Source organism: Mycobacterium sp. NGS41, from assembly GCF_059812725.1.
This window is the reverse complement of record NZ_JCALDF010000028.1, coordinates 1-15,183: the sequence shown is the minus strand read 5'-3', so window position 1 is coordinate 15,183 and position 15,183 is coordinate 1. Positions and strand designations below refer to the sequence as shown.

The window sequence follows — 15,183 nt, the reverse complement described above, 5'->3', positions numbered from 1 at the left end:
CCGACGACGAGGGCAAGGGGCCACGATGATCTCCAAAGTGCTGGTGGCCAATCGGGGGGAAATCGCAATCCGCGCGTTCCGCGCGGCCTACGAGCTGGGTATCGGCACGGTGGCCGTCTACGCCTACGAGGATCGCAACTCGCAGCACCGGCTCAAGGCCGACGAGTCGTACCAGATCGGCGAGACGGGCCACCCGGTGCGGGCATACCTGTCAGTCGACGAAATCGTCGAAACCGCCCGCCGGGCAGGCGCCGACGCCGTCTACCCCGGCTACGGCTTCTTGTCGGAGAACCCGGAGTTGGCCGCCGCCTGCGCGGCCGCCGGCATCACCTTCGTCGGCCCCAGCGCCGAAGTCCTCAAACTGACCGGACACAAGTCCCGGGCCATCGCTGCGGCCCGCGAAGCCGGCCTGCCGGTGCTCATGTCCTCGGCTCCCTCGGGTTCCGTCGACGAACTGGTTTCCGGCGCGTCCGACATGCGATTTCCGTTGTTCGTCAAGGCGGTTGCGGGTGGCGGCGGACGAGGCATGCGCCGTGTCAACGACATCGCCGCGTTGCCCGACGCAATCGAGGCCGCCAGCCGGGAAGCCGCGTCCGCATTCGGCGACCCGACGGTCTATCTCGAGCAGGCGGTGCTCAAGCCGCGGCACATCGAGGTGCAGATTCTGGCCGACACCCACGGCAACGTCATCCACCTCTACGAGCGCGACTGCAGCGTGCAGCGCCGCCACCAGAAGGTCATCGAGCTAGCGCCGGCACCGAACCTGGATAGCGAATTACGCGACAGAATCTGTTCGGACGCAGCTGCTTTCGCCCGCCACATCGGGTACAGCTGCGCCGGCACGGTGGAATTTCTGCTCGACGAAGACGGCCACTACGTGTTCATCGAGATGAACCCACGGATTCAGGTCGAGCACACCGTGACCGAGGAGATCACCGACGTCGACCTGGTCTCCAGCCAGTTGCGCATCGCCTCCGGGGAGACGCTCGAGGGCCTCGATCTGCGGCAGGAGGACATCCGGCCGCACGGTGCCGCGTTGCAGTGCCGGATCACCACCGAAGACCCCGCCAACGGCTTCAGGCCCGACACCGGCCGGATCAGTGCTTTGCGCAGCCCGGGCGGTGCCGGTATCCGCCTGGACGGCAGCACCAACCTGGGGGCGGAGATCAGCGCGCACTTCGACTCCATGCTGGTCAAGCTGACCTGTCGGGGGCGTGACTTCCCGACCGCGGTGGCCAGGGCGCGCCGGGCGATAGCGGAATTCCGGATCCGTGGCGTGTCGACGAATATCCCCTTCCTGCAAGCGGTTCTGGATGACCCGGACTTTCAGGCCGGCCGCGTCACCACATCGTTCATCGATGAGCGACCGCAACTGCTCACCGCACGCGGTTCGGCCGACCGGGGCACCAAAATCCTCAACTATCTGGCCGATGTCACCGTCAACCAGCCGCACGGCGCCCGGCCGTCGAAGGTGTACCCGCACGACAAGCTGCCCGATATCGATCTGGAGGTGCCGCCGCCCGCCGGGTCCAAGCAGCGACTGGTCGAGTTGGGCCCCGAGGGGTTCGCAAGCTGGATGCGGGAGTCGCCGGCAGTGGGCGTCACCGACACGACGTTCCGCGACGCCCACCAGTCGCTGCTGGCCACCCGGGTGCGAACCAGCGGGCTGATGATGGTGGCGCCGTATCTCGCCCGCACGATGCCCGAACTGCTGTCGGTGGAGTGCTGGGGTGGTGCGACTTACGATGTGGCGCTTCGCTTCCTCAAGGAGGATCCGTGGGAACGGCTGGCGGCACTGCGTGAAGCGATGCCCAACATCTGCCTGCAGATGCTGCTGCGGGGCCGCAACACGGTCGGCTACACGCCCTATCCGGACGTCGTCACGTCGGCGTTCGTGGAGGAGGCAACGGCCACCGGCATCGACATCTTCCGCATCTTCGACGCGCTCAACAACGTCGAGGCGATGCGCCTCGCGATCGACGCCGTCCGCGAAACCGGCTCTGCCATAGCAGAAGTCGCGATGTGCTACACCGGTGACCTGTGCGATCCGGACGAGCGCCTCTACACGCTCGACTACTACCTGAAGCTGGCCGAGCAGATCGTGGACGCCGGAGCACACGTGCTGGCCATCAAGGACATGGCCGGGCTGTTGCGGCCGCCGGCGGCCAAGCGGCTGGTGGGTGCGCTGCGCAGCGGCTTCGACCTGCCGGTGCACGTGCACACTCACGACACACCAGGTGGCCAGCTGGCGAGCTACGTGGCCGCCTGGCGGGCCGGGGCCAGCGCCGTCGACGGCGCCGCGGCCCCGATGGCTGGGACCACCAGCCAGCCCGCGCTGAGCTCGATCGTCGCCGCGGCCGCGCACACCGAGTACGACACCGGCCTGTCGCTAGCGGCGGTATGCGCGCTGGAGCCCTACTGGGAAGCGCTGCGGAAAGTCTATGCTCCCTTCGAATCTGGGCTGCCGGGCCCGACGGGGCGGGTGTATCACCACGAGATTCCGGGCGGCCAATTGTCCAACCTGCGTCAGCAGGCCATTGCGCTGGGTCTGGGGGACCGGTTCGAGGAGATCGAAGACGCCTATGCCGGTGCCGACCGGGTGCTGGGCAGACTGATCAAGGTCACTCCATCGTCGAAGGTGGTCGGCGATCTGGCGTTGGCACTGGTCGGTGCGGGGGCCAGTGCGGACGAATTCGCCTCCGAGCCAGGGCGATTCGATATCCCGGAATCGGTGATCGGGTTTCTGCGCGGCGAACTGGGCGACCCGGCCGGCGGATGGCCCGAGCCGCTGCGCACGGCGGCGCTGGCGGGCCGCGCGCCCGCCAAGCCCACCGAGCAGCTGGCGCCGGACGACGAGGCCACCTTGGCCTCGGCCGGCCCCAAGCGACAGGCCACGCTGAACCGGTTGTTATTCCCGGGCCCGACAAAGGAATTTGAGGAGCATCGGGAAAACTACGGCGACACTTCACAATTGTCGGCCAACCAGTTCTTCTACGGCCTGCGCCAAGGCGAAGAACACCGAGTGAAATTGGAGCGCGGCGTTGAGCTGTTGATCGGGCTGGAGGCCATCTCCGAACCCGACGAACGCGGCATGCGCACGGTGATGTGCATCATCAACGGCCAGCTGCGGCCGGTGCTGGTACGCGATCGCAGCATCGCCAGCGCGGTTCCGGCTGCGGAGAAGGCCGACCGCGGCAACCCCGGACACATCGCCGCACCATTCGACGGAGTGGTCACCGTTTCAGTGTCCGAGGGCGACGACGTGACCGCCGGGCAGATCATCGCGACCATCGAAGCGATGAAGATGGAGGCCCCGATCACTGCACCGAAAGATGGTGTCGTGGAGCGGGTTGCGGCGTCGGACACCGCGCAGGTGGAGGGCGGAGACCTGCTGGTGGTGCTGAACTGACCGCGCGGCGCAGGTGACGAGGATCATCGGCGGCGTCGCCGGGGGCCGGCGCATTGCGGTCCCGTCGCGGGGAACCAGGCCGACCACCGACCGGGTTCGCGAGGCGCTCTTCAACATCGTGACGGCGCGCCGGGATCTGACCGGCTTGGCGGTGCTGGACCTCTACGCCGGCTCGGGCGCACTCGGCCTGGAGGCGTTGTCGCGCGGCGCCGCGTCGGCGTTGTTTGTGGAGTCTGATCCCCGCACGGCGGCCGTCGTCGCCCGCAACATCGAGGCTTTGGCACTGACCGGTGCGACGCTGCGCCGGGGGGCGGTGGCTGCCGTTCTCGCGCAAGGTGCTTCGTCCCCGGTCGACCTCGTGCTGGCCGATCCGCCGTACGACATTGAGACCGCCGACGTCGACGCCGTGCTGGCCGATCTGTGCACCCACGGCTGGGTGCGGGAAGGCAGCATCGCGGTGGTGGAGCGAGCGGTGGGCAGCGCGCCGTTAGCCTGGCCGGCCGAATGGACGGTGTGGCCGCAGCGTGTTTACGGCGACACCCGGCTGGAGCTCGCCGAACTGGGGTGAGGGTTACGGGTCATCTTCGTTGTCGTCGTCGCGGAGCAGTTTTTCGGGGTGGTGGTAGGGGTTTGTTCGTGGTTGGCCGTGGTCGAGGTGTGGGGGTGGGATCCATTCGGTGTCGCCGTGGGCGTTTTTGCGGGTGGTGAAGCCGCCGGGTTCGATGAGTGGGTGGTCGGCTCCGCAGGCGAAGGCGAGGGTGTTGACGTCGGTGTGCTGGGTGGTTGCCCAGGGTTCGGTGTGGTGGACTTCGCAGTGGTAGCCCGGTACGGGGCAGCCGGGTCGGGTGCAGCCGCGATCTTTGGCGTACAGGACGATTCGTTGTGCTGGTGAGGCCAGCCGTTTGGTGTGGTAGAGCGCCAGGGCTTTGCCGTTGTGGAAGATGGCCAGGTAGTGGTGGGCGTGGCGGGCTAGGCGGATGACATCACTCATGGGCAGGATGGTGCCGCCGCCGGTCAGTGCGGTGCCCGCGGCGGCTTCGAGGTCTTTGAGGGTGGTGGTGGCGATGATGGCGGCGGGCAGTCCGTTGTGCTGGCCCAGGTTTCCCGAGGCCAGCAGGGCGCGTAGGGCGGCGTTGAGGGCGTCGTGGTGGCGTTGGGCTGCTGAGCGCAGATCGCGTCGTGCGGCCTGTTCGGGTGCGGGGTCATCGATGACGGGGGTGGGGTCGTCGGGGTTGCACATGCCTGGGGCGGCCAGTTTGGCCCAGACTGCTTCGATGCTGGCTCGGGTTTCCGGGGTGAGGTAGCCGCTGAGCCGCGACATCCCGTCGGGGCCTTGTTTGGCCAGCCACAGTCCGCGCCGTCGTGCGCGGTCGAGGTCGGTGTAGTCGCCGTCGGGATGGATGCAGTCCATCGCGTGCTCGGCTAGTTGGGCCAGGTCGTCGGGTCCGAACTGGGTGGCCTTGTCGGCCAGGTGGGCCTGGACGTGCTCGCGGGTGGCCAGGTCGACGAAGTCGGGCAGTCGGTGCAGAAAACTGCGGATAATTTTGATGTGCTCGGCCCCGATGCGTCCCTGGCGTTGGGCGGCGGCGGTGGCGCTCAACAGTGGCGGCAATGTTTGGCCGGTCAGGGCATGGCGGGGGCCCAGGTCGGCGGCCTCGGCCACCCGCCGGCGGGCCTCAGCGCGGCTGATGCGCAGTCGCCCGGCCAGTACTGCGGGCAAGCGCCCGCCCAAGGTTGTCGCATCGGCCTGCTCGCCGATCTGATTGATCAGTGCGTGGGCGGCCACCGATGCTCGGCGCGCATCCTGCTCAAGATGTTCTAGGTAGGTCAACCGTTCGGGGGTGGTCAGTGCGTCGAAGGACAGGGCGTTGACGCGCGCGCGGGCGGCGTGCAGCGCCTCGAACGCCTCGGCGATCTCCTCACGACTATCCGAACGCATGTTCGAATGCTATGCCGACCCACCGACAGGAATCGCGACCACGAGGCCACTGAAACCACAGTTACACAAGTGATTTGAGCTGATCTGACTTGGCCTGTCGAATGTCGGTATAGGTCGCTGCCCGTTTTCGCGACACCCGCTTGAAGCTGGCCCAACGCTTGTGAGGTGGACGTGTAGCGTCATCAGCCATGCGCCGCTCCTCCTCATCGCTTCGCTCTGCAGCGTCACTGGCGCGGGCCATGCGCAAGCGGGAGGTGCCCGCACTGCATCGGCGCGGGTCATGACCGGCGCGGTATGCCCGGGATCGTTTGACCCGGTGACGTTGGGCCATATCGACGTATTCGAACGCGCCTGCGCCCAGTTCGACGAGGTGGTGGTGGCGATCCTCGTCAACCCAGCCAAGAAGGGCATGTTCGACCCCGACGAGCGGATCGCAATGATCGAGGAGTCGACCGCGCATCTGCCCAACTTGCGGGTGGAAACCGGACAAGGTCTGGTCGTGGACTTCGTCAGAGCGCACGGGATGACCGCGATTGTGAAGGGCCTGCGCACCGGCACCGACTTCGAGTACGAGCTGCAGATGGCGCAGATGAACAGGCATGTCGCCGGCGTGGACACCTTTTTCGTCGCGACCGCACCGCGGTACTCGTTCGTGTCGTCGTCGCTGGCCAAGGAGGTCGCGATGCTGGGTGGTGATGTGTCGGAGTTGCTGCCCGAACCGGTGAACCGTCGACTTCGCGAAAAGCTTTCCCGTGGTTGATGATCCCCGACCCATCGTAGACAGCTTCGTGAAGGCGATGGTCGAGGATAGGTTCGATGACGGCCGCAGTCTGTTGCATGAGGATTTCGTGGTGTACGAAGCGGGCGGCCTGCCGTACAGCGGCGAATACCACGGCCCGGATGGCTTTTTCGAGCTTTTCGGAAAGATGAACGAAGCCATGGAGCTTGCACCGGGCGAAAGCGTTCAGTATCTCCTGGCGGGCGACAGTGTCGCGATACGCGGCCGGCTGAAATTCACCGCCCGAGCGTCCGGCAAGAGCGTTGAGATGTGCTTGGTCGAAATCTATACCGTCCGTGACGGATTGATCGCGGAGCTCGACGTGTACTACAAGGATCCCTCGGCGGTAGCGGCGCAGTGGCGGAGTAATTCACTGCCGGCCGTCTCGCCTTCGGCGTTGCGGGTCCTCGGACCGCGGGTTCGACCAGCGGGTACTTCAGCAGCGCCCTGAAACGCCTGCCGCGGCCGTGCTGGGATCCGCGGCGATACGCTGTAGCAATGCCACGTGGGTAGGAGTCGTCCTACGTGCCTGCGGAAATATGAAAAGGCCGACACACCGGCTCGCCACCACAGTCACAAAGGTAACACCAGGCACACTGGTAACAACCGGGATTTTGCAAGATGCCAGGAGGGTATGGCCGTGTACCGAGTGTTTGAAGCGCTGGACGAATTGGGCGCCATTGTGGAAGAAGCCCGTGGCGTGCCGATGACGGCAGGCTGTGTGGTACCCCGCGGCGATGTCCTCGAGCTGATCGACGACATCAAGGACGCGATACCCGCCGAGCTGGACGACGCGCAGGATGTGCTCGACGCCCGCGATTCGATGCTCCACGAGGCCAAGACGCACGCCGACTCCATGGTGTCCACGGCGACCACCGAATCGGAGTCGATGCTGAACCATGCCCGCGCGGAGGCCGACCGCATCCTCGCTGACGCAAAATCGCAGGCTGACCGGATGGTGGCCGAGGCGCGGCAGCACAGCGAGCGGATGGTCGGCGAGGCCCGCGAGGAGTCGATCCGGCTGGCCGCCGCGGCGAAACGCGACTACGAAGCCAGCGTCAGCCGCGCCAAAGCCGAAGCCGACCGGCTGATCGAGAACGGCAACATCTCCTACGAGAAAGCCGTGCAGGAAGGCATCAAGGAACAGCAGCGCCTGGTGTCGCAGAACGAGGTGGTGCAGGCGGCCAATGCGGAATCCACCCGCCTCATCGACACGGCGCACGCCGAGGCCGACAGGCTGCGTGGCGAATGCGACGTCTACGTCGACACCAAGCTCGCCGAGTTCGAGGAGTTCCTCAACGGCACGATCCGTTCCGTCAGCCGCGGCCGTCACCAGCTGCGCACGGCGGCCGGCACCCACGACTACGCGACCCGGTAACCGCGTTTCAGGGCCTGACGGGCCCTAGCGCTATAGGACAAGCGCCGTAGGATTTCTGCTATGGCGCGGCAGCACAGCACTACAGCGCACCGGCATCCGACGTCGCCGATGGTGGTCGACATCGCGCGGCTGGGCCGACGGCCGGGCTCGATGTTCGCCATGCGTGACACCATCCCCAGTCCCGGGCGCATCGGGCTGGAGCTGATCGCGATCGAGCGTGGTGCTCCATTGGAGCTGGATTTGCGGGTGGAGTCGGTGTCCGAGGGCGTGCTGGTGACCGGGACGGTGGCCGCACCCACCGTCGGTGAGTGCTCGCGTTGCCTGACCGCGGTCGAAGGGCACGTGCAAGTCGCCTTGACCGAACTTTTCGCGTACCCGGAGAGCGCGACCGAAGCAACGACCGAGCAAGACGAGGTCGGCCACGTCGTGCACGACACCATCGACCTCGAGCAGGCCATCGTCGACGCCGTCGGGCTGGAGCTCCCGTTCTCGCCGGTATGCCGGCCGGACTGCCCTGGACTGTGCCCCGAATGCGGTGTGGCGCTGGCCGCCGAGCCCGGTCATCACCATGACCGCATCGACCCGCGGTGGGCCAAGCTGGCGGAAATGCACGGTCCGGACATGCCGAAGACCGGGCAGGATGAGCGGTGACGCCGTCACGACAGGGTCTGCTCGACGCCCTCGGAGTCGAACTGACTGACGAGCTGGTCTCGCTGGCTTTGACCCACCGCAGCTATGCCTACGAGCACGGCGGACTGCCGACCAACGAGCGCCTTGAGTTCCTCGGCGACGCAGTCCTGGGCCTGACCATCACCGACGAGCTGTTTCACCGTCATCCCGACCGTTCCGAAGGAGATTTGGCGAAACTGCGCGCCAGCGTCGTCAACACCCACGCACTGGCCGACGTCGCACGAAACCTTTCCGACGACGGTCTCGGCGCCCACATGTTGCTGGGACGCGGCGAAGCGAACACTGGCGGAGCGAATAAGTCGAGCATCCTGGCTGACGGGATGGAGTCGCTGCTGGGGGCGATCTACCTGCAGCATGGCATCGACGTGACTCGGGAGGTGATCCTGCGGCTGTTCGGGGCGCTGCTGGACGCCGCGCCCACGCTGGGAGCCGGACTGGACTGGAAGACCAGCCTGCAAGAGCTGACCGCGGCCCGCGGCCTGGGCGCGCCTTCCTACGTGGTGACCTCCACCGGCCCCGACCACGACAAGGAGTTCACCGCCGTGGTCGTCGTGATGGAGACCGAATACGGCTCAGGCGTGGGCCGCTCCAAGAAGGAAGCGGAGCAGAAAGCCGCATCTGCGGCCTGGAAAGCGCTCGACACGCTCGAAGCTGTGGAAGCGCTGGACGTGCGCGATGCGGCGGATCATCACTAGATCGATGGTGATGACCCGCTGCGCCCGGCTTCGCCGCGCTTGCGATCACCTAGATCGATGGTGATGACCCGCTGCGCCCGGCTTCGCCGCGCTTGCGATCACCTAGATCGATGGTGATGACCCGCTGCGCCCGGCTTCGCCGCGCTTGCGATCATCACTAGATGCCCGAACTGCCTGAAGTCGAGGTGGTACGACGCGGCCTGCAGACCCATGTGGTGGGCAAGACGATCACCGCTGTTCGGGTCCACCATCCCCGGGCGGTACGCCGCCACGAGGCCGGTCCCGCCGACCTGACGGCCCGATTGCTTGGCGCGCGGATCAGCGGAACCGATCGGCGCGGCAAATACCTGTGGCTGCTGCTGGAAACCGGAAACGACGGCGACGAGCCGGACACCGCGCTGGTGGTTCACCTCGGCATGAGCGGGCAGATGCTGCTGGGCGCAGTGCCGCGCGCCGATCACGTCCGGATCTCGGCTCTGCTCGACGACGGGACCGTGCTGAGCTTTGCCGACCAGCGGACGTTCGGTGGCTGGCTGCTTGCCGATCTGGTGACTGTGGACGGCAGCGTGGTGCCGGCGCCTGTCGCGCACCTGGGCCGTGATCCGCTGGACCCGCGGTTCGATGCCGAGGCTGTGGTAAAGGTGTTGCGGCGCAAGCATTCCGAACTCAAACGCCAGCTGCTGGACCAGCAGGTGGTGTCGGGAATCGGCAATATCTACGCTGACGAAGCGCTGTGGCGTGCCAAGGTGCATGGCGCGCGGGTAGCTGCCACGCTGACCCGCCGGCAGCTGATCACCGTCCTCGATGCCGCCGCCGACGTGATGCGCGAGGCACTGGCGAAGGGCGGGACGTCGTTCGACTCGCTGTACGTCAACGTCAACGGCGAGTCCGGATACTTCGACCGATCGCTGGATGCCTATGGCCGCGAAGGTGAAAGCTGCCGGCGCTGCGGCGCAGTGATGCGGCGGGAAAAGTTCATGAACCGCTCGTCGTTCTACTGCCCGAAATGCCAGCCGCGGCCGCGGGCTTAATCAAAGATGTCGCGGCGCACGGCTCCCGCACGTGGCGATGGCAGGGCCGGATCGACAAACCATTCACGGGCAAAAATTAGGCCGAACACCTGGGGTGGCAGCCGACGCAGAACGGCGAACATGCGGGCCGCCAGGCCGGAGTTGCCGACCTGCGAGCGGTGGGCGGCAATCGCGTCCCGCTTCTGGCGCGCGAAACGGAAAACGTCAATCCGGTGAGTGATGGTCGCTCGCGGCGCGTATGCAGCGCGGGCGACGTCCGGCTCGTAGGGTGCCGGTAGTCGCAGCAGGTGAGCGACGCGACTGGTCCAAAGCAGCATTTCGCGCGGCATTGTCGCCTCGAGTACTCGTGGGGTCGCCGCAAGCTCGGCGGCCCGCTTGCCGACGCGATGAACCTGGACATGGTCGCGGTGGCCGTAGCCACCGTTGGCCTGATAGTTGAGCAGCAGATCGGCGCGTTCATCGCGCAGAATCGTCGCGAGCCGCTGCGCCGCCTCCTCGACGTCGGCTCGGCCAAACCTGACCCGCCCAGGTGGATCGGGATAGAACACCGGGCCGTAGCCACTGTCGGCATAGCCGAGGCACTCAACCCGGCTCGCTGCGAGAATGCCTGCACTCGAACGTAATTCGTCCAGCCGCACGTCGTCTTCGTCGTTGTCGATCCGCCCGTCAGTCGCGGTGACGATGACCACGCGATGGCCGGCAGCTGCCGCCCGTGCGAGCGTGCCGCCGGTGAGGACCACTTCGTCGTCGGGATGGGCGTGGAAGGCGACGACGGTGGCCATGCAACGCAGTATGCCTGCCCGCCGCAGGCGCCGAAACCGACGCTAGCGCGTTGCTCTCTCGGACTTTTCCGCGCTGCTGTCGATCTCGACGCGAAAGCCACCCGGTAGAAAAGAGCCATGACGCAACTGTGGGTCAAACGCACCGGAACGCGCCGGTATACGGGACACAGCTCAAGAGGCGCGCAGGTACTCGTCGGCTCCGAGGATGTCGACGGCGTTTTCACCCCGGGCGAGCTGCTCAAGATCGCGCTCGCCGCGTGTAGCGGGATGGCCAGCGACGAGCCGCTGGCCCGTCGGCTCGGCGACGACTACCGGGCTGTGGTGCGGGTGTCCGGTCCGGCCGACCGTGACCAGGAGCGCTACCCGCTGCTGAAGGAGACCCTGGAATTAGATCTGTCGGGAGTGTCTGCGGAGGACAAGGAGCGGCTGTTGGTCGTCGTGCAGCGCGCCGTCGACCTGGTCTGCACCGTGGGGCGCACGCTCAAGTCGGGAACCACCGTCACGTTCGAGGTCGCTGATGCCGGACCCGTCGAATCCTGAGGTCCGGCTCACCGCCTGGGTGCACGGGTACGTCCAGGGAGTCGGCTTTCGCTGGTGGACGCGGTGCCGGGCGTTGGCGCTGGGTCTTACCGGTTACGCCGCCAACCAGGACGACGGCCGTGTGCTGGTGATAGCCCAGGGGCCGCGCGAAGCGTGCGAGAAATTGCTCGGACTGTTGCAGGGCGACACCACGCCCGGTCAGGTCGACAAGGTCGTCGCCGACTGGTCGCAGCCACGGGAGCGGTTCAGCGGGTTCGTCGAGCGGTAATCTGGCCCCTCGTGTACCTCAAGAGTCTGACGCTGAAGGGTTTCAAGTCCTTCGCATCGCCGACGACTCTGCGTTTCGAGCCGGGCATTACCGCCGTCGTCGGCCCTAACGGCTCGGGCAAGTCCAACGTGGTGGATGCCCTGGCCTGGGTGATGGGGGAGCAGGGAGCAAAGACGTTGCGCGGCGGGAAGATGGAAGACGTCATCTTCGCCGGCACCTCGTCGCGCGCGCCGCTGGGCCGCGCCGAAGTCACCGTCACGATTGACAACTCCGACAACGCGCTGCCCATCGAGTACTCCGAGGTGTCCATCACGCGGCGGATGTTCCGCGACGGCGCCAGCGAGTACGAAATCAACGGCAGCAGTTGCCGTTTGATGGATGTTCAGGAGCTGCTCAGCGACTCCGGCATCGGCCGCGAGATGCATGTGATCGTCGGGCAGGGCAAGCTCGACGAAATCCTGCAGTCACGACCCGAGGATCGCCGGGCGTTCATCGAAGAAGCCGCCGGCGTGCTCAAGCATCGCAAGCGTAAAGAAAAGGCGCTCCGCAAACTCGACGCGATGTCGGCGAACCTGGCCCGGCTCAGCGATCTGACCACCGAACTGCGGCGTCAGCTCAAACCGCTGGGCCGGCAGGCCGAAGTGGCGCGCCGCGCCCAGACCATCCAGGCCGATCTGCGTGACGCCCGGCTGCGGCTGGCCGCCGACGACCTGGTCAGCCGGCAGGCGGAGCGGGACGCAATCTTCAAGGCCGAGGAGGCGATGCGTCGCGAGCACGACGAGGTCGCCGCCCGGCTGGCGGGGGCGTCTGGGGAGCTCGCCGCCCACGAGGCAGTGCTGGCCGAGCTCTCGGAACGCGCCGAGTCCATCCAGCACACCTGGTTCGGGTTGTCGGCGTTGGCCGAACGGGTGGGCGCCACGGTGCGCATCGCGACGGAACGCGCGCAGCATCTTGATGTCGAGCCGGTAACCAGCAGCGACACCGACCCCGACGCATTGGAGGTCGAGGCCCAGCAGGTAGAGATCGCCGAGCAGCAGCTGCTGGCGGAGCTGGCCGCGGCGCGAAGCCGGCTGGACGCCGCCCGGGCGGAACTGGCCGACCGTGAGGCCCGCGCCGCGGAGGCCGACCGCGCCCATCTGGCGGCGGTACGGGCCGAGGCGGATCGGCGGGAGGGGTTGGCGCGGCTGGCCGGCCAGGCCGAGACGATGCGGGCGCGCGTCGAGTCGATCGACGACAGCGTCACCCAGTTGTCCGAGCGCATCGAGGAGGCCGCGGCCCGCGCGCAGCAGACCCGAGCGGAGTTCGAAACCGTGCAGGGTAAGGCAGGCGAACTCGATCAGGGCGAGGCCGGCCTCGACGAGCACCACGAGCGGACCGTGGCCGCGCTGCGACTGGCCGACGAACGCGTCGCCGAGCTGCAAGCCGCCGAGCGGGCCGCCGAACGTGAGGTGGCGTCGCTGCAGGCCCGCATCGATGCGCTGTCGGTTGGGCTCGAGCGTAAGGACGGCGCGGCGTGGCTCACCCAGAACCACCGCGGTGCAGGGCTTTTGGGGCCGATCGCCAAACTGGTGAAGGTCCGCTCGGGGTATGAGGCAGCGCTGGCCGCGGTGCTCGGATCGGCGGCCGACGCCGTGGCCGCCGACAACCTGGGCGTTGCGCGTGTCGCGGTCGCTGCCCTCAAGGAAGCCGACGCGGGCCGCGCGGCGCTGGTGCTGGGCGACTGGCCGGCCCCGGAGGACCGCCCGGCCGCCGAGCTGCCCGCCGGGGCGCTGTGGGCGCTGGACCTGATCGACGCGCCGCCGCGGCTGCGGGGCGCGATGATCGCGATGCTCTCCGGTGTCGCGGTGGTTCCTGATCTGGGCGCAGCACTGGATCTGGTGACGATCCACCCGCGGCTGCGTGCCGTCACGGTTGACGGTGACCTGGTGGGCGCCGGCTGGGTGAGTGGGGGTTCGGACCGCAAGCTGTCCACCCTGGAGGTCACCTCCGAGATCGACAAGGCCGGCGGTGAGCTGGCCGCCGCCGAAGCGCAGGTAGCTCAACTGACCGCGGCCTTGTCCGGCGCGCTGGCCGAGCAGGCCGCCCGGCAGGACTCCGCCGAGCAGGCATTGGCCGCGCTCAACGAATCCGACACCACCATCTCAGCGATGTACGAGCAGCTCGGCCGCCTCGGGCAGGACGCCCGCGCCGCCGACGAGGAGTGCAGCAGGTTGCTGCGGCAGCGCGAAGAACTGGAAGCCGCGCGCGCTCAGACCCTGCAAGAGGTCGTCGAGCTCGAGACGCGGCTGCGCAACGCCGAAGCGACCCAGCAGGTGTACGAAACCGAGCCGGTCGATCGGCAAGAAATCGGCGCTGCCGCCGAAACCGCCCGCGGTGTCGAAGTCGAAGCCCGGCTGGCGGTGCGAACGGCCGAGGAACGGGCCAACGCGGTGCGTGGACGCGCGGATTCGTTGCGTCGCGCGGCCGCTGCCGAACGCGAGGCGCGGGTGCGGGCCCAGCAAGCCCACGCCGCACGGCTGCGCGCGGCCGCCGTGGCCGCGGCGGTCGCCGACGCCGGGCGACTGCTGGCGTCGCGGCTGAACCAGGTGGTCGACGCGGCGTCGCAGATGCGTGATGCCCTGGCCGCGGACCGTCACCAGCGGTCCGAAGCGCTGGTGACGGTCCGCGGCGAGGTGAACGCGTTGAACGCCCGAGTGGCGATGCTCACTGATTCGCTGCATCGCGACGAGGTGGCCAACGCCCAGGCGGCACTGCGAATCGAGCAGCTGGAGCAGACCGTGCTGGAGCACTTCGGCATGGCGCCGGACGACCTGGTCGGCGAGTACGGTCCGCATGTCGCGCTGCCGCCGAGCGACCTCGAAATGGCCGAGTTCGAGGAGGCGCGAGAGCGTGGCGAGCAGGTGGTGGCGCCGGCGCCGATGCCGTTCGACCGGCCAACCCAGGAGAGGCGGGCCAAACGCGCCGAGCGTGAGCTCGCCGAGCTGGGCAGGGTCAATCCGCTGGCGCTGGAGGAGTTCGCTGCGCTGGAGGAGCGCTACAACTTCCTGTCCACCCAACTCGAGGACGTCAAGGCTGCCCGCACGGATCTGCTCGACGTGGTCGCCGACGTCGATGCCCGCATCCTGCAGGTGTTCAGCGACGCATTCGCCGACGTGGAACGCGAATTCCGCGGCGTGTTCACCGCCCTGTTCCCCGGCGGCGAAGGCCGGCTGCGGCTGACCAACCCCGACGACATGCTCACCACCGGCATCGAGGTGGAGGCGCGACCACCCGGCAAGAAGATCACCCGGCTGTCTTTGCTGTCCGGCGGCGAAAAGGCGCTGACGGCGGTGGCGATGCTGGTGGCCATCTTTCGGGCCCGCCCGTCGCCGTTCTACATTATGGACGAGGTGGAGGCCGCCCTCGACGACATGAACCTGCGCCGCCTGCTGGGGCTGTTCGAACAGCTGCGTGCCCATTCGCAGCTGATCATCATCACGCACCAAAAGCCCACGATGGAGGTCGCTGACGCGCTGTACGGCGTCACCATGCAGGGCGATGGCATCACCGCGGTGATCTCGCAGCGGATGCGCGGCCAGGAGGTGGATCAGCTGGCCTCGACGTCTAGCTAGGGTTCGACGGCTTTCGGCGTGAATCCTGGGCTTTCGGAGTGAACTGGTGGCGGAATTTCGGC

Annotated in this window: 13 protein-coding genes; 11 read left to right on the top strand and 2 right to left on the bottom strand. The window is 67.5% G+C overall.

Annotation, left to right across the window (positions count from 1 at the left end; all coding sequences use genetic code 11):
- The first annotated feature begins 25 nt into the window (after positions 1-25).
- Positions 26-3,409, top strand: coding sequence for a pyruvate carboxylase (locus tag AC5Y21_RS20670; RefSeq protein ID WP_499915070.1), 3,384 nt, complete (start codon positions 26-28; stop codon positions 3,407-3,409).
- A 13-nt stretch (positions 3,410-3,422) separates the two neighbouring features.
- Positions 3,423-3,977 (top strand): 16S rRNA (guanine(966)-N(2))-methyltransferase RsmD, encoded by a 555-nt coding sequence (rsmD, locus tag AC5Y21_RS20665; protein WP_499915069.1) that lies wholly within the window; start codon positions 3,423-3,425, stop codon positions 3,975-3,977.
- 3 nt (positions 3,978-3,980) lie between these two features.
- On the opposite strand, the gene AC5Y21_RS20660 is transcribed toward rsmD, so the two are convergent.
- On the bottom strand, positions 3,981-5,348 hold the full coding sequence (locus AC5Y21_RS20660; protein ID WP_499915068.1) for an HNH endonuclease signature motif containing protein: 1,368 nt from the start codon (positions 5,346-5,348) through the stop codon (positions 3,981-3,983).
- A gap of 280 nt (positions 5,349-5,628) precedes the next feature.
- Between AC5Y21_RS20660 and coaD the strand changes: the two genes are divergently transcribed.
- The 6 genes from coaD (at position 5,629) to mutM (ending at position 9,920) form a co-directional block, all read left to right on the top strand.
- Positions 5,629-6,108, top strand: coding sequence for a pantetheine-phosphate adenylyltransferase (coaD, locus tag AC5Y21_RS20655; protein WP_499915067.1), 480 nt, complete (start codon positions 5,629-5,631; stop codon positions 6,106-6,108).
- Positions 6,101-6,577: a nuclear transport factor 2 family protein gene (locus AC5Y21_RS20650; RefSeq protein ID WP_499915066.1), complete on the top strand. Its 477-nt coding sequence runs from the start codon at positions 6,101-6,103 to the stop codon at positions 6,575-6,577. The genes coaD and AC5Y21_RS20650 overlap by 8 nt, the downstream gene beginning before the upstream one ends.
- Before the next feature lie 189 nt (positions 6,578-6,766).
- The gene (gene sepIVA, locus AC5Y21_RS20645) at positions 6,767-7,504 is read left to right on the top strand and encodes a cell division protein SepIVA (protein WP_499915112.1); all 738 of its coding nucleotides are present in this window, start codon (positions 6,767-6,769) and stop codon (positions 7,502-7,504) included.
- A 60-nt stretch (positions 7,505-7,564) separates the two neighbouring features.
- A complete protein-coding gene (locus AC5Y21_RS20640) occupies positions 7,565-8,155 on the top strand; it encodes a YceD family protein (protein ID WP_499915065.1) in 591 nt (196 codons plus the stop codon).
- Positions 8,152-8,889 carry a ribonuclease III gene (gene rnc / locus AC5Y21_RS20635; protein ID WP_499915064.1) on the top strand — a complete coding sequence of 246 codons (738 nt, stop codon included), beginning with the start codon at positions 8,152-8,154 and terminating at the stop codon, positions 8,887-8,889. Before AC5Y21_RS20640 ends, rnc begins: the two co-directional genes overlap by 4 nt.
- Before the next feature lie 161 nt (positions 8,890-9,050).
- On the top strand, positions 9,051-9,920 hold the full coding sequence (gene mutM / locus AC5Y21_RS20630) for a DNA-formamidopyrimidine glycosylase (RefSeq protein ID WP_499915063.1): 870 nt from the start codon (positions 9,051-9,053) through the stop codon (positions 9,918-9,920).
- Here the strand turns inward: mutM and AC5Y21_RS20625 are convergent.
- Positions 9,917-10,702: a PIG-L deacetylase family protein gene (locus tag AC5Y21_RS20625; protein WP_499915062.1), complete on the bottom strand. Its 786-nt coding sequence runs from the start codon at positions 10,700-10,702 to the stop codon at positions 9,917-9,919. The genes mutM and AC5Y21_RS20625 overlap by 4 nt on opposite strands.
- Before the next feature lie 117 nt (positions 10,703-10,819).
- Between AC5Y21_RS20625 and AC5Y21_RS20620 the strand changes: the two genes are divergently transcribed.
- From AC5Y21_RS20620 to smc, 3 genes are read left to right on the top strand one after another with little or no spacing between them, the layout of a single operon-like run.
- On the top strand, positions 10,820-11,242 hold the full coding sequence (locus AC5Y21_RS20620) for an OsmC family protein (RefSeq protein WP_499915061.1): 423 nt from the start codon (positions 10,820-10,822) through the stop codon (positions 11,240-11,242).
- Entirely contained in the window at positions 11,220-11,510 is a 291-nt protein-coding gene (locus tag AC5Y21_RS20615; protein ID WP_499915060.1) for an acylphosphatase, read from the top strand. The genes AC5Y21_RS20620 and AC5Y21_RS20615 overlap by 23 nt, the downstream gene beginning before the upstream one ends.
- Positions 11,511-11,521: 11 nt before the next feature.
- Positions 11,522-15,121 (top strand): chromosome segregation protein SMC, encoded by a 3,600-nt coding sequence (smc, locus tag AC5Y21_RS20610; RefSeq protein ID WP_499915059.1) that lies wholly within the window; start codon positions 11,522-11,524, stop codon positions 15,119-15,121.
- The last annotated feature ends 62 nt before the right edge of the window (positions 15,122-15,183 follow it).

Coding starts and splice junctions, on each gene's coding strand:
- AC5Y21_RS20640 (WP_499915065.1), top strand. CDS start 7,565: ATGGCGCGGCAGCACAGCACTACAGCGCACCGGCATCCGACGTCGCCG.
- AC5Y21_RS20625 (WP_499915062.1), bottom strand. CDS start 10,702: ATGGCCACCGTCGTCGCCTTCCACGCCCATCCCGACGACGAAGTGGTC.
- mutM (WP_499915063.1), top strand. CDS start 9,051: ATGCCCGAACTGCCTGAAGTCGAGGTGGTACGACGCGGCCTGCAGACC.
- AC5Y21_RS20620 (WP_499915061.1), top strand. CDS start 10,820: ATGACGCAACTGTGGGTCAAACGCACCGGAACGCGCCGGTATACGGGA.
- AC5Y21_RS20660 (WP_499915068.1), bottom strand. CDS start 5,348: ATGCGTTCGGATAGTCGTGAGGAGATCGCCGAGGCGTTCGAGGCGCTG.
- AC5Y21_RS20670 (WP_499915070.1), top strand. CDS start 26: ATGATCTCCAAAGTGCTGGTGGCCAATCGGGGGGAAATCGCAATCCGC.
- coaD (WP_499915067.1), top strand. CDS start 5,629: ATGACCGGCGCGGTATGCCCGGGATCGTTTGACCCGGTGACGTTGGGC.
- AC5Y21_RS20615 (WP_499915060.1), top strand. CDS start 11,220: ATGCCGGACCCGTCGAATCCTGAGGTCCGGCTCACCGCCTGGGTGCAC.